The sequence below is a fragment of the Acinetobacter junii genome (genome assembly GCF_018336855.1).
GTDB lineage: Bacteria > Pseudomonadota > Gammaproteobacteria > Pseudomonadales > Moraxellaceae > Acinetobacter > Acinetobacter junii.
This window is the reverse complement of sequence record NZ_CP059558.1, coordinates 2,296,347-2,317,168: the sequence shown is the minus strand read 5'-3', so window position 1 is coordinate 2,317,168 and position 20,822 is coordinate 2,296,347. Positions and strand designations below refer to the sequence as shown.

At 38.0% G+C, this 20,822-nt stretch carries 19 protein-coding genes; 8 read left to right on the top strand and 11 right to left on the bottom strand.

From position 1 onward, the window contains the following. Positions 1 to 67: 67 nt before the first annotated feature. Together sohB and blp2 are read left to right on the top strand one after the other, a co-directional pair. Positions 68 to 1,030, top strand: coding sequence for a protease SohB (sohB, locus tag H2677_RS10835; RefSeq protein ID WP_004956285.1), 963 nt, complete (start codon positions 68 to 70; stop codon positions 1,028 to 1,030). A gap of 210 nt (positions 1,031 to 1,240) precedes the next feature. Next, the gene (gene blp2, locus H2677_RS10830; protein WP_212638532.1) at positions 1,241 to 3,427 is read left to right on the top strand and encodes an Ig-like repeat protein Blp2; all 2,187 of its coding nucleotides are present in this window, start codon (positions 1,241 to 1,243) and stop codon (positions 3,425 to 3,427) included. Between the two features lie 15 nt (positions 3,428 to 3,442). Here blp2 and H2677_RS10825 read toward each other — a convergent pair whose 3' ends face one another. Both H2677_RS10825 and H2677_RS10820 read right to left on the bottom strand, forming a co-directional pair. Then, positions 3,443 to 4,084, bottom strand: coding sequence for a DUF2238 domain-containing protein (locus tag H2677_RS10825; protein ID WP_212638531.1), 642 nt, complete (start codon positions 4,082 to 4,084; stop codon positions 3,443 to 3,445). 21 nt (positions 4,085 to 4,105) lie between these two features. Further along, positions 4,106 to 4,474, bottom strand: coding sequence for a hypothetical protein (locus tag H2677_RS10820; RefSeq protein ID WP_212638530.1), 369 nt, complete (start codon positions 4,472 to 4,474; stop codon positions 4,106 to 4,108). Between the two features lie 315 nt (positions 4,475 to 4,789). Here H2677_RS10820 and H2677_RS10815 point away from each other — a divergent pair, with 315 nt between their 5' ends. Beyond that, positions 4,790 to 5,158, top strand: coding sequence for a hypothetical protein (locus tag H2677_RS10815; RefSeq protein WP_227555242.1), 369 nt, complete (start codon positions 4,790 to 4,792; stop codon positions 5,156 to 5,158). Here the strand turns inward: H2677_RS10815 and rsmD are convergent. Then, complete coding sequence (gene rsmD, locus H2677_RS10810; protein WP_212638529.1) at positions 5,155 to 5,703, bottom strand: 16S rRNA (guanine(966)-N(2))-methyltransferase RsmD; 549 nt, start codon at positions 5,701 to 5,703, stop codon at positions 5,155 to 5,157. The two genes, H2677_RS10815 and rsmD, sit on opposite strands and share 4 nt — an antisense overlap. Continuing rightward, positions 5,703 to 7,700, bottom strand: a complete 1,998-nt coding sequence (gene mrdA / locus H2677_RS10805) for a penicillin-binding protein 2 (RefSeq protein ID WP_004912509.1) — start codon at positions 7,698 to 7,700, stop codon at positions 5,703 to 5,705. Before mrdA ends, rsmD begins: the two co-directional genes overlap by 1 nt. 241 nt (positions 7,701 to 7,941) lie before the next feature. Between mrdA and H2677_RS10800 the strand changes: the two genes are divergently transcribed. The 4 genes from H2677_RS10800 to H2677_RS10785 all read left to right on the top strand — a co-directional run bounded on the left by H2677_RS10800 (position 7,942) and on the right by H2677_RS10785 (position 10,813). Then, complete coding sequence (locus tag H2677_RS10800) at positions 7,942 to 8,460, top strand: hypothetical protein (protein WP_004956295.1); 519 nt, start codon at positions 7,942 to 7,944, stop codon at positions 8,458 to 8,460. A gap of 60 nt (positions 8,461 to 8,520) precedes the next feature. Further along, complete coding sequence (locus H2677_RS10795; RefSeq protein ID WP_004912505.1) at positions 8,521 to 9,834, top strand: hypothetical protein; 1,314 nt, start codon at positions 8,521 to 8,523, stop codon at positions 9,832 to 9,834. An 82-nt stretch (positions 9,835 to 9,916) separates the two neighbouring features. Continuing rightward, positions 9,917 to 10,570 (top strand): adenylate kinase, encoded by a 654-nt coding sequence (adk, locus tag H2677_RS10790; protein WP_212638528.1) that lies wholly within the window; start codon positions 9,917 to 9,919, stop codon positions 10,568 to 10,570. Between the two features lie 60 nt (positions 10,571 to 10,630). Next, on the top strand, positions 10,631 to 10,813 hold the full coding sequence (locus H2677_RS10785) for a hypothetical protein (protein WP_004956301.1): 183 nt from the start codon (positions 10,631 to 10,633) through the stop codon (positions 10,811 to 10,813). Here H2677_RS10785 and nth read toward each other — a convergent pair. Continuing rightward, the gene (gene nth / locus H2677_RS10780; RefSeq protein WP_212638527.1) at positions 10,810 to 11,496 is read right to left on the bottom strand and encodes an endonuclease III; all 687 of its coding nucleotides are present in this window, start codon (positions 11,494 to 11,496) and stop codon (positions 10,810 to 10,812) included. The genes H2677_RS10785 and nth overlap by 4 nt on opposite strands. Then, on the bottom strand, positions 11,497 to 12,297 hold the full coding sequence (locus H2677_RS10775) for an RnfABCDGE type electron transport complex subunit B (protein WP_212638526.1): 801 nt from the start codon (positions 12,295 to 12,297) through the stop codon (positions 11,497 to 11,499). 374 nt (positions 12,298 to 12,671) lie between these two features. On the opposite strand from H2677_RS10775, the gene gdhA reads away from it, so the two are divergent. After that, entirely contained in the window at positions 12,672 to 14,018 is a 1,347-nt protein-coding gene (gene gdhA / locus H2677_RS10770) for an NADP-specific glutamate dehydrogenase (RefSeq protein ID WP_212638525.1), read from the top strand. Positions 14,019 to 14,074: 56 nt separating this feature from the next. Here gdhA and H2677_RS10765 read toward each other — a convergent pair whose 3' ends face one another. From H2677_RS10765 to H2677_RS10745, 5 genes are all read right to left on the bottom strand, one after another. After that, positions 14,075 to 15,175, bottom strand: coding sequence for an META and DUF4377 domain-containing protein (locus tag H2677_RS10765; RefSeq protein ID WP_212638524.1), 1,101 nt, complete (start codon positions 15,173 to 15,175; stop codon positions 14,075 to 14,077). Positions 15,176 to 15,362: 187 nt separating this feature from the next. After that, on the bottom strand, positions 15,363 to 16,136 hold the full coding sequence (locus H2677_RS10760) for a DODA-type extradiol aromatic ring-opening family dioxygenase (protein ID WP_125299640.1): 774 nt from the start codon (positions 16,134 to 16,136) through the stop codon (positions 15,363 to 15,365). Between the two features lie 110 nt (positions 16,137 to 16,246). Continuing rightward, positions 16,247 to 16,726: a 23S rRNA (pseudouridine(1915)-N(3))-methyltransferase RlmH gene (gene rlmH / locus H2677_RS10755; protein WP_004912481.1), complete on the bottom strand. Its 480-nt coding sequence runs from the start codon at positions 16,724 to 16,726 to the stop codon at positions 16,247 to 16,249. 325 nt (positions 16,727 to 17,051) lie between these two features. Further along, positions 17,052 to 19,481 (bottom strand): endopeptidase La, encoded by a 2,430-nt coding sequence (gene lon / locus H2677_RS10750; RefSeq protein ID WP_004912478.1) that lies wholly within the window; start codon positions 19,479 to 19,481, stop codon positions 17,052 to 17,054. A gap of 130 nt (positions 19,482 to 19,611) precedes the next feature. Beyond that, the gene (locus H2677_RS10745) at positions 19,612 to 20,193 is read right to left on the bottom strand and encodes a 5-formyltetrahydrofolate cyclo-ligase (RefSeq protein WP_125272747.1); all 582 of its coding nucleotides are present in this window, start codon (positions 20,191 to 20,193) and stop codon (positions 19,612 to 19,614) included. Positions 20,194 to 20,822 lie beyond the last annotated feature (629 nt).

Genomic DNA, 20,822 nt, shown 5'->3' with positions numbered 1-20,822 from the left:
TATTGAATTTTAACTCAACTGACCACATCTTAGACGGATAAAAGCCGAACTTAAGAGCACTTATTTTATGTTATTCCATTTACCTAAATTTCCTGCTGAGATTCGTATAAGTCATTTAAATGCGCGCGTGAATGAGCAAAGAAAAAGAATTGCGCAAACAACAGCATCTCGTTTGGAACTTTTACAACTGGTGCAACAGCTTGCAAAAGAAGCGAAAATTCGTAAAAAAAATGATCAGAAAATTTATGTGCTCGATTTCAAAGGTGATGTACAAGCCTCTGCTGTAGATACGATTCGTGAGGAAATTACCCTTATTCTAGCAACCGCAAAAGCAGGGCACGACCGCGTTGTAGTTCGTTTAGAAAGTCCTGGTGGAATGGTACACGGTTATGGTTTGGCTGCTGCTCAGTTAGTTCGTTTACGTGATGCGGGTTTTAATGTGACGATCTGTGTAGACAAAGTAGCTGCAAGCGGTGGCTATATGATGGCTTGTATTGCCAATGAAATCATTACAGCACCATTTGCTGTGGTCGGTTCAATTGGTGTGGTTGCACAGGTTCCAAACTTCAACCGTCTTTTAAAACAACATAACGTTGATTTTGAATTGTATACTGCTGGTGAGTACAAGCGTACTGTGACAATGTTCGGAGAAAACACACCTGAAGGCAAAGCAAAGTTCGAAGAAGAGTTGCAGCAAACGCATTCTTTGTTCAAGCACTTTGTTGAAAAATATCGTCCTCAATTAGATATTTCAAAAGTGGCAACAGGTGAGCATTGGTATGGTGAAGATGCTCTCGCATTAAATTTGGTGGATAAGTTACAGACTTCGGATGAGTATTTACTTAGCTTGTTACCAAAACATGATATATACGTGATCAATACTCGCAAACGTCCGACATTTGGTGAGAAACTTGGATTACAAGCAGCACAAATGGCAGAAAGTTTAATTCCAGCAGTACTTGGGAAAATGACTGATACTTTAGTAAAAGCAAACAATACGCTCGTTCAAATGCGCGATCCTAAATTCTAAGTTAACAAAGAAATCTTTAAACCAGCTTCGGCTGGTTTTTTGTTTTATGACATCTGATTTTAATTGATGGTCAATTAAATAAAATGACAAAACTCAGCTTTGAATAGATTGTTCTATATGATTGCATTTGATATTTTAACGAACAGATTAAGTACTTAATTATTCATTAATCTAAAGTTTTTAAAATAAAATTGATCAGTGAGCATAATAATGACAAGAGTTGTCGTTTCTTCAAAGACGAGCCTAAACATTTTACAAGATGGACAAATCAAGGATGTCATATTAAGTCAGCCATCTATTATTCAATTAGGTATAAACCAAGAGAGTATAAAATCCATCATCAAGCAAGGCGATGATTTAGTCATTACTTTAAAAAATGGCGAGAAAATAATCATTCGTGACTTTTACAATGAAATGAATGCCAGTGAGCATACACTGGCGCTGAGTAACGCTGATGGTAGCTACTCGATTGCCGAGTTCGATGATTCGGGCAAATTTGTTCGTTACACATCATCAAGTCAAGCTGCACCTCAGGTTTCGACAGAGTTACCTACACAAGTCTCTTCAGTATCAGAACCCGCAGATGATCTTGGGATCACTAAATCGCAATTGATTAAAGGCGGACTGATAGCTCTGGCTGCTGAAGGTCTTTATTTGTTGGCAGTGAATGATGATGACGACAATAATAATGATAAAAATGATTCGACGGATATGATTGCTCCGATAACACCAACGGCAGTACTCAGTTCGGATACACAAACGATTACAGGTAAAACTGAAGCCAAAGCAAAAATTGAGATTAAAGATTCAACAGGAAAAGTCATTGCCACTGGTCAAGCTGATCAGGATGGAAACTATACTGTAAAACTGAACGAACCTTTAGTGAATGGAAGCAAAGTGGCTGTCTCTGCAATTGATAGTGCTGGTAATGTTTCGAAATCAACAGTTGTGACTGGAACTAAAGATACAATTGCACCTGATTCACCTTTGGCACAGCTTAATCAAGATGGCACTATTGTGACAGGCAAAGCTGAAGCAAACGCAAAAATTTCAGTTTTTGATGCAGATGGCAAACTGTTGGGCTCTGTAACTGCAAATAAGGAAGGGTTATATTCTATTAAGCTTAGTTCAGCTTTAATTAGTGACAAAGGCGGTACTGTTGTCGCGGAGGATGCTGCAGGGAATAAGTCCGCGCCATCGAAAGTGATTGCTGGTAAAGATACTTTAGCTCCAGATCAACCTTTGATTGAAGTAAATGCCGAAGGAACACGTATAGAAGGGCGTGCAGAAGCAAATACTAAAGTACAAGTTAAAGATAGTGATGGAAAAATAATTGGTACTGGGACAACAGATGCTCAAGGTAAATTTGTAGTACAAATTTCACCTGCTTTGACGACAGGTAAAAAAGGGACAATTGTTTTAGAAGACAGTGCAGGAAACACATCTAAGCCTTTAGAAATAATAGCAGGCAAAGATACCATTGCTCCATCAAAAGCCACAGCGGAATTAAATCCAGAAGGAACCTTATTAATAGGGACTGCTGAAGCAAATGCCAAAATAGAAGTTAAAAGTGCAGATGGTCAAACAACTCTTGGCTCTGGAACAGTTGGTGCGGATGGTAAGTTCAGCCTGAATTTGTCACCTGCTTTAACAGATAAAAATATTGCCAAAATTTATATTATCGATTCTTCTGGAAATCGTTCAGAACCTACAGATATATTTGGTGCTAAAGATACAATTGCACCGAATAAACCTCTGCTACAAACGGTAATGGATGATATTGGCGCAGTTAAAGGTACTGTTAGTTCAGGTGGAAGTACCGATGATACCAAGCCAACATTATCAGGAATTGGTGAAGCAAAAGCAGTACTCACAATATTTGATAATGGCTATCCGATTGGGACTGTTACAGTTGGAGATAATAGTAAATGGAGTTACACCGTAACGAATGATTTAGTTTTAGGCTCACACAAAATTACTTTAACTCAAACTGATGTAGCTGGTAATACCAGTGAACTCAGTGATGCCTTTAATTTCACAATTGTAGCTCCAGCTCAACCTAGTGCGCTGATGTTGAGTGATTCCTTAATCATTGAGGAGGTTCAAACTTCTCTTGTGGACTCTGTTAATTTAGATAGTCTTTTAAGAGCTCCAAACATATCGGATAGCTTTGTAGATGAGGAACAATTATCAATTCCGCTAGAGCATTTATTAAGTGCAGAAAAGTTGGAAACAGATGTGATAGATCAATTATTAAATGAGTTTGATCAGAATCTTGTGAGTCAAAACTCGCTAGTAGGCACTGTGGAGACGATTTCTGTGCAAACTGACTTAGCTGAGACATCTTTCAAAGAATTATTCAATGATTTAGATGTCTCTTCAAATTGGATGTTCTAAACATGGGGAAAACTCTTATTTGTTCTGAATAAGAGTTTTTTCTTTATATAGATATAGTAAACCAATCAAAATCGAACCAAGAGTTGCTAGAAACATATCTTTATGTGCATCCCAAATATCTCCTTGTTGCCCATTGTAATTTTCGGCATCTTCTGGCGATAAACCGATTGCAATCCACCATTCAATCAACTCATAGACTAAACTCGATGCCATGACAAATTGGACAACTAATAAAAATATTGCAACGGGTTTAGATCTGGGAAAGAAGAACTCAAAACAACGGTAGAAGAATGGGTAGAGTAGTAGCCCATAAGCGAAATGTACAAAACGATCATACATATTTCTCGACCATCCCATTGTTTGATTCAAATCAATGTGGAATAGCGTTTGAAACCACTCATTGTAAGGTACGTATGAATATAAATAGTGTGCACCAACAATATGAATGAATAAAAAAGCAAGGTATAAGCAAAAACTATAGAAATCGATACCAATTTTCTTAATTGCAATAATTAATGCAATCAACATGAGTACCGTGCCAGCTTGATGCAACAGATACGATTCAAACTCAAGTGGGTGAATACTAGCGATGATGACTGCGAGGCATATAAAACCGAAGGCAATATAATGATTTAAAGTTATTTGTTGTTCTATCATGCGAAGCGATCCAATTTGCTATCAAGCCCCGCTAGTACCCTCATGATTATTGGTTACTATAACAGGCTCAGTTCTAGGTGCAACACCACCAAGTGCTTGACATGCTTGTTTATAAAGTTGATATTTTTGTTGTACTACTTCATCGAGTGGTATGTCAAAGAGATCTTCGCCATTTTTGTATTGCTCAACATATGTTGATGCTTTTGACTTGTTTGCAGCCAAAGTTTGCTGATGAAAATTGGTAATTGATGAGGTTGCAATTTGGTTGGTTTCAATATTATTACATTCAAAACTCTGCAAAACTTTTTCTGCACGTTTCACTTCATTGGATTGACCAAAGATACAACCTGTTAAATTCAAGATTATCGTTAACAAGATAAAACGTTTCATAATTTTTTGGAGTTGAATTAGATGATGAGATTGGGGTTATTGTATATAGAATTCAATCTATAAATTAATAGTTTATGTCAGACACAAATGAAATTAAATAATCTTTTTAGATATCATTAGCAATTTGTACATTCCGAAATTCACTTAGACGTATACTTGATTCTATAAAATTGGGTTTGAGGACTTGTTGAATTGTTATTTGCCAAATCCGTTGATTACTATCACATACATTTAAACTCTATGTTGCTTATGCTCAACAAATTTTTATTGAATGCTATGTTAGCTAGACGGCTATGTTTACTGGCTTGTCTTTTCATGCCTTTACAATTTTTAGCAGCACAGCAATACGACTTTTTTGCTGGATTTGAGGATCAACATACTGAAGAGATGTTTGAATCTGCTTATCCAGAAATTAAAACGGACTATTCAATTTTACACAATCAATTTTATCATGATGAACGTCTAAGAATTTATAACTATACGGCTTATCAAACAGACCAGCTAAACCAAAAAGTGTTGACGGGAGACACGATGAGTTTTGGTCTCAATGATTTGTCCATTTCACTTGGCTATGGCATCGTTTATCAGATTAACCAAGACAATCGAATAGGATATGAATATTTGTCGAGTTTTCCGTTTGATCGAGGACAAATGGTTCGATTGTTTTGGTTAAGAGTCCTTTAAGGCATTTTCTGATATAAACCTGCTTTTACTATTCCTGCTTTGGTTTCTTTAACCTTTTTCCAAGAAGCAGGCAGTTTTAGTTCAGATAACTCACGATCAGCTTCTACATAAATAAAACCATTCGCTACGATCTTTGTATCCACAGACTCAGCTAACTCTTGCCATAAATTCAAGCCATATGGCGGATCAAGAAAAACAAGATCAAATTGTTGGTTAATTTTCTGTAAAGCATTCTGTGCTGTGGTCACGTAGAGCTGACATTTATTGGTTTTTAATAGCTGAATATTTTGTTTTAGAAATCCAGATTGAGTGACATCGGGTTCAATCATGATAACTTCAGCTGCGCCACGAGAAAGCGCTTCAAAAGCTAAAGCACCTGAACCACTGCATAAATCTAATACCTTACTATTTTGGATATCCCACATTAACCAATTGAATAATGTTTCGCGTACACGATCTGGTGTTGGTCTTAATCCTTCAATAGAGGCGAACGGTAATGTTCGACGTTTCCATTCTCCTCCGATAATGCGTAACTGATTTTTCATTATTCAGATACTCCATCGGCATGTGCTGTTGAGCTTACAGCAGGAGTTGATGCAGGAGCATTTGTTGAACTAAATGTACCACTACCGCTTGGAAGTTCTGCAGGTTTGATCCCAGCTGTCATTAACCCACCACTGACTTGATGGTTCAAAGGACGAATTGGATTTTTCTTACGATTAACCAACCAATAATCAAATACTGGACGCGCAAGTTGAGCTGCTGAACCACCATGCTTACCATTTTCCCAAACTACGGCGATCGCAATTTCTGGATTTTCGGCAGGTGCAAATCCGACAAATAAACCATGATCCCACTGTCTAGATGACAATGCTGCTTCGTTATATCTTTTGCCCTGAGCAATACTTTTTACTTGTGCTGTACCTGTTTTACCTGCAATAGAATAACGCAGACCACCTTTGATTCCACGACCTGTACCAGATTGAATGACATCAATCATGGCAGCGTGCATATTGACCCAATCTTCATCTGTCCCATTAAACTGAATTTTTCCATCAGGAGCATTGTGAACAGGAAGCTTCTTGGCACCTTTATGATCTCTCAAAACATGTGGTGTAACATGTGAGCCTTTGTTGGCTGTAATCGCCGTTGCCATTGCGAGCTGTAATGGTGTCGCTGTAAATGCACCTTGACCGATACTCACTGAAATGGTTTCACCTTTTAACCATTTTGTATTTCGAGTTCGCATTTTCCATTCTGGACTTGGATATAAGCCTGAGCTTTCACTTGGTAAATCAACACCAGTTTTCTCACCGAAACCGAATTGGCGCATCCAAGTATTCATTTTGTCGATTCCCATACGATACGACAAAATATAAAAGTAGGTATCACAGGAAACCACTTGGGCTTTATGTAAATTCACTGCACCATGCCCACTTTTTTTATGGTCACGGAAGCGATGGCTATCACCTGGTAAAGAAAAGTAACCTGGGTCTGAGATTGCGGTACTCCAATCGACCAATCCGTAATGAATCCCACCTAGACCAAACATTGGCTTGATCGTTGATCCTGGAGGATAAGCACCTTGAACAGCACGATTGTAAAGAGGTTGATCAGGATTATCCCGTAAACCACTATAGTCTTTAGTACTAATCCCTGTAACGAATAAGTTTGGATTAAAACTTGGACTTGAAACTAAAGCTAAAATTTCCCCTGTACGAGGGTCCATTGCAACGATTGCACCACGACGATCAACTAACTGTTGTGCTGCAATAGTCTGTAAACCATAATCAATAGACAAATAAAGGTCATTTCCACGAACAGGGTCTTGTCGACCAAGATGTCTAAGAACGTTACCGTGTGCATCAGCTTCTACAGATTCATAACCTGGAGTGCCGTGTAATAATTCTTCGTAACTTTTCTCCGCACCAATTTTCCCGATCAGGTTTGTTCCAGCATATAAATCTTTATCAATCGATTTGAGTTCTTTGTCGTTGATTCGTCCAACGTATCCAATCACATGAGCAAACAACTCGCCATGTGGATAGTAGCGAGTCATTTGTGTCTCAATTTTTACACCAGGAAATGCGTATTTAACTTCACTAAATTTGGCAATATCTGCTTCTGTGAGATTTAACTTAATCGCGATTCGTTCTGTTTTTCGAGCAGTTTTGACGCGGCTTTTAAAACGCTCAATATCTTCTTCAGTGAGACTCAAAATTGGAATAAGACGTGCTAGGGTTCCGTCTATGTCGCTAACATCAGTTTTACTTAATGTGGCACTGAATACTGGATAATTGTCTGCGAGCAATACACCATTACGATCGTAGATATAACCACGTGCTGGAGGGAGGGGCTGCAAGCGAATACGGTTTTTGTCAGAAGCCGTTGTAAAGTCATCGTAATGAATAATCTGTAAATATGCATAACGACAAATCAATAAAAGTAGGAAAACAACGACGACTGAAATCGCAAAAAAAATTCGACCCTTATAAATGCGCTTCTCTTGTTGCATATTTTTTAAAGGAAAGTGCTGTTTCATAGGGTATCGACTTAAATTGCAGGATGGCAGAGAACGAAAGTGAACTATTTTAACGTAAGTTGAACGATCTTACTGTAGATTTTTCAACTGATCATATAAATGATGGTGCGACAGTTTTTGACTTTGCAGACATGAAAATTGTAGGGTCTTGTATATTAGAAGCAAAATAATTCTGTTAAAGTCTGAAACTGTTTGAAATAGGAATGTCTAAGACACACTCTTAGGGAAAATGGAGAAAATAATGAAAAAACTTTATCTTTTATTAGCGGTTATGTCGTTGAACACTGTTGCTTACGCAGACGAAAATCCTTATTTGCCTGAGCCAAAATTAAAAGACGCTAAAGTTTCAACATGGAATGTTGGTGCAGGTTTCACTAAAAAGTTACTACATGGCAATGTCGAATGGGTAAATCCATATGGGATTGCTTATGCCAAAGCAGGTGTGTTTTTGAATGATGACAATCCTGCAGGTGGTCAGGTTGGGTTTCGTTATCCATATCATTTAACTGGTACAGACAAAAACGGATATTACATTGGTGCTTATGCGGGGCACATTGAAAGCAAACAAATTAATGGAAAAGAAAAAGCACGTCTCGGTGCAGGCGTAGATTTAGCCTATGTTTGGCTAAACCCTGAACGCATCAGCACATTTAGTGTAGGAATTGGTGCTGGTGAGAGAATGAAAAATGGTCGTGGAGAGGTAATTGAAAAAACTGAACCAACGATTCAATTCTCTTATACATTAAGTTTTGGTTTGTAAGTGCTGTACTGATTGTTTAGCCCACAAGCCATAATCTACTAATAATTTTGAGAGTCATGCATGTTTGATTACGTCAATGAATTGTGGCAGATTTTCCTCGCTCGCCCAGATTTTTGGGCAGTTCTGAGTATTATTCCAGTAACTGCTTTTGTGACATGGGCGCATGTGTGGATGGCTTTAAAAATGGTATTTTACCCAATTACTTTTTGGGGATTCCATTTAGGTCCATTACCTGTAGGCTGGCAAGGAATTGTACCTCGTAAAGCAGGGCGTATTTCAGGCATCATTACTGACAATACATTATCTAAGTTAGGCTCATTGCGAGAGTTTTTAGAGGCAATGGACCCCGAAGACATGGCGATGATCATTGGTGAGCAAGTCGGTTTCGAGCTTGAACACCTCATTGACGAAGTCATGATTGATCGTAATGCTGTTTTATGGGAAAACCTACCTTATTCGATTAAACGTCGTATTTATGCTCAAGCACATAAACAATTACCAAATACCTTAAAAGAACTTGTGACTGAGCTGACCATGAACGTCGAGTCACTTGTTGATATGCGAGAAATGGTTGTTCGCCAAATGGAAGGTGATCGCCGTTTGATGGTACGAATGTTCCTAAAAGTTGGTCAAAAAGAAATCAATTTTATTTGGCACATTAGTGCATTGATCGGTATGTTCTTTGGTATTTTCCAAATGATCGTTTGGTTTGTAGTGCCATGGCATTGGACTGTACCATTTTGGGCTGCAATTTGGGGTTTCTTAACCAACTGGATTGCAATTTGGATGGTTTTTAATCCTATTGAACCTCACTATATTCGATATCCTCAGATATTCCGTCTGACTAAAGATCGTAAATTCCCTTGGATTGTCCCAGTCTTGAAGATCGGTACATATAACGTTCAAGGTGCATTTATGAAACGTCAAGAAGAAGTCTCTGATGTGTTTGCTAGTGTGGTGACGGAAGACCTTATTACGCTTAAATCGATCATGACAGAAATGATGTATGGGACGAAGAAAGATAAAACTCGTCGAATTGTCAAGCGTCATATCAATGAAATCATGGAAACCCCATTAGTCAGAACATCATTACAGTTATCATTAGGTCCAAGAGAATATGCTAGACTCAAGACCGACTTGATTGATCGCTCAATTGAAATTACCATGGGGCCTGTATGTGATCCTGCATTAAATGCAAGCCGTGCACAGAAAATCTTTCAAATGTTTAGAGATCGTATTCGTGAGCTAACACCGAAAGAGTTCCAAAACTTATTGCGTCCTGCGTTTCAGGAAGATGAGTGGATTTTAATTGTGTTGGGTGGTGTGACTGGTTTTTTAGCAGGTTTAATCCATTTATTTGTTGCTTTCTTATAATTAATTTGATGTTGGTTGAGCAATAAGTCTGTATGATATTGCTCAATTTAAGATTTATTGTTTTTAAATGAGGATGTTCTTTATGCGCATTATTTTACTCGGACCACCTGGGGCAGGAAAAGGTACTCAAGCTCAGTTGATCTGTAAGCGCTACAATATCCCACAAATTTCAACCGGTGATATGCTCCGTGCTGCAATTCGTGAAGGTACTGAACTTGGCTTAAAAGCGAAAAGCGTTATGGAGTCAGGTGGTTTAGTATCCGATGAATTGATCATTGGTCTGGTGAAAGAGCGTATTGCTCAACCTGATTGTGCTAACGGTTGTATTTTTGACGGTTTTCCACGTACGATTCCACAAGCTGAGGCATTAGAAACAGCAGGAATCTCTATTGATCACGTGATTGAAATTGATGTTCCTGATGAGGAAATTGTTCAACGACTTTCTGGTCGTCGTCAGCACCTAGCATCTGGTCGCGTATATCACTTAGTTTACAATCCACCTAAAGTGGAAGGTAAGGATGATGAAACTGGCGAAGACCTAGTACAACGTCCTGATGATCAAGAAGAAACAATCCGTAAGCGTTTAGCTTCTTACCATAGTGAAACTGAGCAATTGGTTGGCTTCTATCAAGGTCGTGCTGCTTCAGGCGAAAATGCACCGACTTACGATAAGTTGAATGGCTTGCGTGCGATTGATGAAGTTCAAAAAGATCTTTTTGCTATTTTGGATAAATAATCTAAACAGCAAATTTAAAAGAGCTCTTTAAATAGGGCTCTTTTTATTTTGGAGAGGTAAATGTTGAAGTTTGTTCTTATCCTTGTCGTTATTTTAAGTGTTTTACTGTTACTTTTTCTATTATACCAAAGTCAAAAAATGCTACGTCATGTGCAGAAACAGCAGGCGATTGAAAATAAAAAATATGGCAAGCCACGCCAGTTACACCCAAAATTACAGCAGACTAAAAAAGATCAGGATTAATGTATTTCTTTGAGTTTGATGGGCTTTGTCGCTCCAAACTCAAAACGATCTTTCCAATTACAGACATCGGCTACGATACATTCACCACATTTCGGTTTACGTGCGATGCAACAGTAACGACCATGTAAAATAAGCCAATGATGTGCATCAACAATGAATTCTTTTGGAATAACTTTGATGAGTCGATGTTCTACTTCTAGAACATTTTTTCCTATCGCAAGTCCAGTGCGATTACCGACACGAAAGATATGCGTATCGACCGCCATAGTTGGATGACCGAAAGCTGTATTCAAAACAACATTCGCTGTTTTTCGACCCACACCAGGAAGTGCTTCGAGTTCTTTACGTGTTTCTGGAATATTTCCTTGATATTGATCAACTAAAATTTGACAGGTTTTAATGACGTTTTCAGCTTTAGAGTTATAGAGTCCGATGGTTTTAATATAACTCTTTAATCCTTCAACACCGAGATTTAGAATGGATTGTGCTGTATTGGCAATAGGGTAAAGTTTATCAGTTGCTTTATTTACACTCACATCAGTGGCTTGGGCTGAAAGCATAACTGCAATCAATAGCTCAAAAGGAGATGAGTAATTGAGTTCAGTTTGTGGAATCGGTCTTTGTTCTCGTAAGCGCTCGAAGAAAGTTTGAACTTGCTTCTTAGTCATATTTTTACTCGACATTTAGACCTCCTGTAATTCTTTTAATTGTGTTTGTAGGGCATCAAGTTGTGCTTGCTTTCGCGGATCAAGTCGAACACTTAATTGTTTCTCCAGTTTTTTGATTTGAGTTCGTATTTTGGCGAGCTCAATAGTGGTTTTAGCATCTTGTGTGCTATGGTCTTTTGCTTTTTCAACTAATGTTATAGTCGGAACATTTTTCAAAGCCTGTGAAAATTGTGCGAAAAATTCAGTGTCAATTTCGGCTCTAACTACAGGACCTTTGCGGTCGATACGACGTTTTTCTTCACGTTGAATATGTGCGTAGTAACGCTGACGGAGATTATCCTGCTCGTTAATGCGTTGATCCTCCGTGGGGATGGGATTGTTATCAGGGACTAGGTCAATACAATCAACAGGACAAGGAGGGATGCAGAGCTCACAACCTGTACACAAATCTGTCAGAATTGTGTGCATGAGCTTACCACTTCCGATAATTGCATCAACAGGGCAAGCACTGATGCACTTGGTACAACCAATGCATTCATCTTCGCGAATAATGGCTTTCATTTGCTGAGGACGACCATCAGCTTGGATATCCCAAACACTCGATTCAGCTATTAAACGTGGTCGCTCAAGTAACAGAGCGAGTGCATCCGCTACAGGTTGCCCGCCGGGTACACATTTGTTTGCTGCTTCACCCTCGCTAATCGACTTTGCATATGGCAAACACCCATCACGGTGTCCACATAAACCACATTGTGTTTGAGGCAGTAATTGGTCTATTTGAACGATAAGAGAGACTTGCTGATCAGAAAGTAACATAGAAGCAGTGAGGTGAAAGTAAGAGCAGAAGTGAATTATAACAAATAATCCTTTATTTAGAGACTGTGGATTTATTTAAACACCTAGCAGCAGTTTTTTGATGTTTTAAGATGGTGCTAAATATGTATTATTTTGGTGCTTGATTGAATTTCTTGACTTTAATTTTGTTTATTTAGTTGATTGTTCATATATTTGTGTGCGTATTTATAAAATAAATAATGAGTATTTAATATTGTAAGCTTATGAAATAAATAATTTTATATTTTTGTGGATAGAAAACTAACGCCTCTTGGATAGTAATTTATGGTTGTTTTATGAGATATTCTATTTTAGTGCAAAATTAGCACTAATTTGAATCATTGACTCGGGGGTGAGTGTTGAAATACGGTAGCTTAAATGAATTTTTGGATTACGTTAAACGCAGAGATCCTCATCAACCAGAATTCCTACAAGCTGTGGAAGAGGTGATGACCAGTCTGTGGCCATTTATTCAGAAAAACCCTAAGTACGCACAATATGGTTTACTTGAACGACTGATTGAGCCTGAGCGTGTGATTCAATTTCGTGTTTCTTGGATGGATGACCAAGGTCAAACTCATGTGAATCGTGCTTTTCGAGTTCAATATAATTCTGCCATTGGTCCTTTTAAAGGTGGGATGAGATTTCATCCTTCAGTCAATTTATCGATTTTGAAGTTTTTGGGATTCGAGCAAACTTTTAAAAATGCACTTACAACTTTACCGATGGGTGGTGGTAAAGGTGGTTCAGATTTTGATCCAAAAGGAAAATCTGAGGCCGAAGTGATGCGGTTTTGCCAAGCCTTGATGATTGAGTTATATCGACATTTAGGTGCAAATACAGATGTTCCTGCGGGAGATATCGGTGTAGGCGGACGAGAGGTCGGTTATATGGCTGGCATGATGAAAAAGTTGAGTAACGATACTGCATGTGTTTTTACTGGGAAGGGAATTTCCTTTGGCGGTAGTCTTATGCGTCCTGAAGCAACAGGCTATGGAACTGTTTACTTTGCTGAAGAAATGTTGAAAACACGTGGCGAAAGTTTTGATGGCAAAACGGTATCAATTTCAGGTTCTGGTAACGTTGCTCAATATGCTGCTGAAAAAGCCATGTTCCTCGGTGCAAAAGTCGTAACTTTATCGGATTCAAATGGAACTGTTTATCTCAAGAACGGATTTACAGATGAGTTACTTGCAGAAGTTATGGAACTCAAAAATGTTCAACGTGGACGTATTTCTGAGTTTGCTTCAAAGCATGGTTTTGAATATTTTGAAGGTCAGACACCTTGGCATATTGCTGTTGATATTGCTCTACCGTGTGCCACACAAAATGAATTAATGGGTACTGATGCTGATAATCTATTAGCAAATGGCGTAATCTGCGTAGCTGAAGGTGCAAACATGCCTTCTACCTTGGAAGCTGTCGAAAAATTTATTGCAGCGAAGATTCTTTATGCTCCTGGTAAAGCCTCAAATGCTGGTGGAGTTGCAACATCAGGACTGGAGATGTCACAAAATGCTCTACGTTTTGGTTGGACACATGGTGAGGTAGATGAAAGACTTCATGCGATTATGAAAGACATTCACGCAAACTGCTTACGATATGGTACTCAAGAAGATGGTACTGTGAACTATGTCGATGGTGCAAATATCGCTGGTTTTGTGAAAGTAGCAGATGCAATTCTGGCTCAAGGGATGTATTAATCTTTGAACAAAAAAATCCGATGCAGATGCATCGGATTTTTTGACTGAAATTATGATTATTTAACGATTTCTTGTTCAACAACCATATCTAATACATCAGCAAGACTTGACTGATCCGCTGCCGGATTTTTTATCTCAAAACGTTTTACTCGTACGATCACGCGTTGCTTAGGATTGTGTTCAAACCCTTCGATTTGACCGTAGTATAAAGACCAGTTTTTATCAGTATATGTTTTGATACCTTTTTCGTCGTATTTAACTTCACGTACTTGCATACAAGTTTGTGGTGCAACGCCTGTACATGATTTAGTTTCAGGTGAGATTTCTAAAAATACGGTTTTAGGCTCTGATTGATATTTTGTCTCAGGTGTCATTTTACCGATGAAATGATATTTTTGACCTTTAGCATCTGTAAGCGTCAAAGTCGGTTCGTGTAAGTTTGTAGTATTCACTTCAAATGGGATTTGACGTTTTTGTAATAATTCACCTGCAAACTTCTCTTGCTGCATCAGTGCTGGTTCACATGCCATCATCGTTGATGCGCCATCACCCGTCACGATCAAACCATTCTCGACTTTCCAAGATGTATTTAAGCGGTTACAGCCTGTATCTACTGATAAGCGATCATTATTTAAGAATGTTAAGACGATAGGTTTTTGTGTATTTGTCGGCTGGTACGACCATGTGTAATTGCTTAATACATTAGCATTCACAATTTTAGTTCCTGTAAATACATGTTTTTGCCCTTTATTGTCGGTTACAGTCAGGACTGCTTGATCATTGCTTGTACTAAGTGAAAAAGGTACTTTCTTTTCGCTAAAAATATCAGATGACAAACGCTCTTGTTGCATTAAATCATCAGCACACGCCATCATGGTTGAAACAAGAGGTGAGGTGACAATTTTGTTGCCTTCAACTTTCCAAGTTCCACCTTGATTATTACAACCTGTTTGAATCGTTACTCTTTGATCAGCATTAAATGAAAGCACGAATGGTTTTGAAGCTGTAGAACCTTGATAAGTCCAATTATATTCAGTTAGATTTTTTTCAGCATTTGAGTTGATTTGAGAAACTACACCGTCAGTTACATTTTGTACTGTTTGACAAGCCATTAAAGAAAGGGGAAGTAGAGCAAGAACTAAATATTTAATTTTCATCGTTAAAACAACAGTTAATAAATCACAGCCTCAAGCTTAAAGTATTCTTAAAAAAAGAAAATGTAATCCAGTTAGCGGTTAAGTTTGTTAAATGTATCTGATTGTAATTTTTAGAAAAGCATAATAGATACTGAGGTTTAAACAAAATTGTTAAACCTCGATTTAAATATTTGGTAAATAATCATCTTTAGTCGAAACGATAGATATCCATACCAAGTGAGCCCATCGAGAAACTACTGTGCACGATATTAAATCGATGACCTGTGCCCATAGCGAAAAAAAGTGGGGCGAAATGCTCAAGCGTAGGGTGGTTACGTTCTACAAATGGCAATGAAGGCCAATCAAGGACAGCATCAAAATTTTGATGTTGGAGTCGATTGACGACAGTATTTCTAAAAGTACTAGCCCAAGTGGGAACTTGTGCATCTGCATGCCATGATAACTCAGCCAAATTGTGCGTTATGCTTCCTGATCCGATTAATAAAATCTGTTGTTCACGCAGGGGAGATAAAGCTTGTCCAATCTTGTAAATTTCTTCTGCATTCATTTTTGTTGGCAGTGAAATTTCTATCACAGGAATATCTGCATCTGGATACATATGTAATAAAGGCATCCATACACCGTGATCACGAGGACGTGTGCTATTGGCGTGTGCCTGAATACCAGCTTCTGCAAACATGGATAATATCTTTTCAGCAATTGTTGGTGATCCTGGAGCTGGATAGCGAATTTCATAAAGTTCTTTAGGAAAACCTCTAAAGTCATGCCAAGTCTCTGGTCGAGTGGCAATATTGACTTCAAGAACTTGACTTTCCCAGTGTGCAGACATGACAACAATCGCTTGTGGCTCAGGTAAGTTGATACTCAAGCGATGTAGTGCAGGACCAACCTGCTCCGGATCAAGTGCAAGCATAGGCGAACCGTGGGAGATAAATAAGCCTGGTAAAGTTTGCACATTCATAATTGGGCACCTGATCGAAATTACCTATTTATCCTGACAAAAACATCAAGACAATGATAGCGGATTAAACTCAACAGATTGTTCTATAATCAGAACGAACACATTCAACGTTAAGCACGATGGTAGGGATGATTATGGTTAATGCTCATGGCTCTATACAATTGTTCAATTAATAAGATTCGAACCATTGGGTGAGGCATCGTTAATTTAGATAAAGACCAATGCCATGCTGCTGCTTTGCGTACTGCATCAGAATGTCCGTCAGGCCCTCCAATTGCGAGTGCGATATCGTTACCATCAAGCATCCATTGTTTCATGGTGTCGGCAAGCTTTTCTGTACTGAGTTCTCTGCCACCGACTTCCAGTGCAATTAGGGTTTCATTGGGTTTGAGCGCATTTAAGATACTCTCACCTTCGATTTGACAATATTTTAAAATATCTGCTTCTGAATCATTTTTACCACGTTTAGCCATAGGTAATTCAATGACTTGGGTTTGAACGAAAGGCTGAATTCGTTTGAAATAATCCTCAAACCCAGTGAGAACCCATGCAGGCATTTTTTGCCCAATAGTCAGAATACGAATCTTCATAAAATTTAAAGGTAAAAATAATTTATGCGGATTATAAACTGAGTCGAAGTTGCTAGGTAATTTAGATCTAAGTAATAGCTGTAATAAAAACTAAAAAAAGAAAATTTATACTCGCCATAAAAAACGCAGCTCAAAATGTGTATGAGCTGCGATCAAAGTGCCTTCCGTCTGGAGTTCAGAGGGCACTAAAAATTAGTTTCAGAGTCAATGTTAGCCTTTATTTTTATCGACTCTATTTTATTATGCAATAAATTGGTTGTTTTTCAATCAAATTGTGTAACAAAAAAAGAGAGCCGAAGCTCTCTCTTTAATCATGATCTTTACATCAATGACGTGCAGCTTTTGCATCTTCAACTGGTTTAACAATTGGTGTCTTAGGCAATGGCTTTGGTGTATCTGTCAACGCCAAAGGTAAGATTTCATCAATGCTTTTCACAGCTTTGATTTCTAAACCTTCTTTTACGTTATCAGGTATTTCAGCCAAGTCACGGACATTGTCTTGTGGAATAAATACAAGTTTGATTCCACCACGGTGAGCTGCTAAAAGTTTTTCTTTTAAGCCGCCAATACGTAATGCGCGACCGCCTAAGCTAGTTTCACCTGTCATCGCAATATCAGGGCGAATTGCGATACCAGTAAACGCTGACACTAGCGCTGTAGTCAAAGCTAAACCTGCCGATGGACCATCTTTCGGTGTAGCACCTTCTGGTAAGTGGACATGGACATCAGTTTCATCGAAACGTGATGCTTCAATACCCAACTCATCAGCACGAGTACGAACAACTGTCATCGCAGTGGTAATTGACTCTTTCATTACATCACCGAGCGAACCCGTAGTAATGAATTTCCCTTTACCTTTTACAGCTGCGACTTCAATAGTCAATAACTCACCACCAACAGATGTCCAAGCCAAACCATTTACACGACCTACTTGGGCTTCATCTTCTGCGATACCAAAGTCAAACTTATGTGGACCTAAGTATTCAGGAAGATTTGCCGATGTCACATCAAGCTGTAAGTTTTTAGATTTTTTGCTGACTGCTTCTTTAACAACTTTACGTGCAATTTTAGACACTTCACGTTCTAGACTACGTACACCAGCTTCACGTGTATAACGTTGCACGATGTCACGAATCGCTTCTTCATGAATTGTTAATTCTTTTGCACGTAAACCATTGTTCTTGATTGCTTTCGGAACAAGGTAGCGTTCAGCAATATTTACTTTTTCATCTTCGGTATAACCCGGTAGACGAATGACTTCCATACGATCCAGCAAAGCTTCAGGAATATTCATGCTGTTAGCTGTACAGATGAACATTACTTCTGAAAGATCAAGATCAAGGTCTAAATAATGATCGTTGAACTTGCTATTTTGTGATGGATCTAATACTTCAAGCAATGCAGAAGCTGGATCGCCACGATAGTCTTGTGCCATCTTGTCAATTTCGTCGAGCAAGAATAATGGATTCTTCACGCCGACTTTTGTTAAAGACTGCACAATTTTACCTGGCATCGCACCGATGTAAGTACGACGATGACCACGAATTTCGGCTTCATCACGCACGCCACCTAGCGCCATACGTACAAATTCACGACCTGTTGCTTTAGCAACCGATTCACCTAGTGAGGTTTTACCTACACCTGGAGGACCAACTAGACAAAGAATAGGACCACGGAGTTTTTTCACACGTGATTGAACAGCAAGGTATTCAACAATGCGATCTTTAACGTCATCGAGACCGTAATGATCTGCATCCAGAATTTCTTGTGCTTTTGCCAAGTTAATGCTGACTTTGCTTGCCTTGTTCCAAGGTGTATCTAAAATCACTTCTAAATAGTTGCGAACAACTGCCGCTTCACTTGAAGCAGGTTGCATTGCTTTGAGTTTACGAAACTCAGCTTCAGCTTTTTTACGTACATGTTCAGGTAAGTCAGCTTCAGCAAGACGCTTCTCAATCTCAGCAACATCATCCTCAGCACCGCCGTTCATATCAGACAGTTCACGTTGAATGACTTTCATTTTTTCATTTAGAAAGTATTCACGTTGGTTTTTTTCCATCTGACGTTTAACGCTGTCGTGTAGGGTTTGTTCAATTTGCTGTTCAGCAGATTGATTCATCAAATAACCCATCAACTCTTGTAAATGTGCCTCGAACTCATCGTGTTCTAAAAATTTCTGTTTGACTTCGATATTTAAAGGCACACGAGTTGCAACGAAGAACATCAATTGCAGAAGATCTTCAATTTTGTTTGCTGCCGCAACAAGTTCTCGTGCATTACGAAGTTTAGCTTCGGCATACTGAGCAAAGAGTGTACGTAATTCATTCAAGCGAGTTTCTTTACTTTCTTGATCCAATTCCACTGTCATTGGGCTTAAATGATGTTCAGCAGTTAGATACTCTTCACCATCAATAATACGCTCTAGCTTCGAACGATGTAGTCCTTCAATCAATACTTTAATGCAGTTTTCATCATTCTCATGATTGACCACTTGAACGATTTTAGCCACAGTTCCGTACTGATACAGATTATCGTGATCAATTTCTTCTGTAAGCGAATCTTTTTGCGCAACTACAAATACTAAATTGTCACCGTTACGAGCCACATCCACTGCATTGATCGATTTTTCACGACCCACGAATAGCGCAATTTGCATGTGTGGATAGACCACAACATCACGCAATGCTAATAGTGGTAATACACTTGGAACCTGTGGCTCTAAGCTTGTTTCATTATTTAAAATATATTCAGACATGGGCACTCCTAATGAGTGACAACGGTGTTGCCATGTTTTTATAGTGATGTGCATTTCAAAAATTACAAGGGTTTTAGAGTAGAAAATATAAAAAAAGACAAAATTAGTTGGTTTTAATATTCAAATAACTCTAAAAATAATGTTTGTGAGATGGTGTGATGAGTGCATCAAGTGGTTGGTCCCAGATGTTGCGGTGTAAAGTTTCTTCAATATATTGAAAATCATGTGCTATCCCTAAACGAAAGGGAAAATGGCGGGCTGATGCAAGAGTACGGTCATAGAATCCGCCACCCATACCAATTCGAGTACCATGATGATCACAAGCGAGTAGGGGCATGATCAAAAGATCCAACTTTGAAACATGATGTCCACGACTAGCCATTGGTTCTTTCATACCCAAAGGATGATGGGAAAAGCGTTTGTTTTTATATTGTTGGAGATTGATTTTTACCCAGACTAAATTCTGATTCATGTTGCAAATCATGGGTAAATAAACATCTTTGTGATGTTGGAAACAAAGTTGAATAATTTTTTGAGTACGTATTTCCCCAAATGCATCTAGGTACAGACCAATTTTTTGAGACGTTTTAAATTGTGGGGTGTTTTTAAGTCTGTTTAAGACCTGATGTTCGTTTTTTTTATGTTGTGAAATACTGACATTTTTACGTTTTCGACGAATGTCACTGCGCAGAGATTTCAGATGATCTTTCATAGATGCCACAACAATTTTAATTACTGTAAATCTTACTTGATTTGATCCCTATATTTAATCAGATTGCTCATCTAAATATTTTTTATGTCTGGAAAAGCTTCCACGCATTTTTTTTAAAGTGCTCCTCAAGATGCCTTAAGTCACTCTATGAATTTTTTTGGTAAAAATCTTATTTAGAGTTTACTGAATAGTCTAAATTAAGCTAATGCATAAATTCTTATTTCTTTATGAAAATATTGAATAAGAACAATGCTTTTTCGAATATGCATCACTCAAATATCATCAATGAAAAATAGAAAAATCGCACTTAACTGGTGCAATTCCCTATTTTTTGATCAAACTTTTATTTCTTGATACAAATTTCCATCTAATAAATCAGGAATTAAAAGTTATTTACTGTCAATTATTGTCATGTATACACATTTTTTTGCGTCAGGTTAAATATCATTATGTGAAAGTTATTGTTTAATTTAATTAAATAATAAATATAAATTCATGTTTTAAAATAAATATTTTAATATTATTTAATTTATCACTTTTTATTTTTCATGTGTTTTTTTGCTCATAATAATTTTGAAGTGTGATTTACTTCGCATTAAAAAAAAGCTATTTTACCACTCAATAAATTA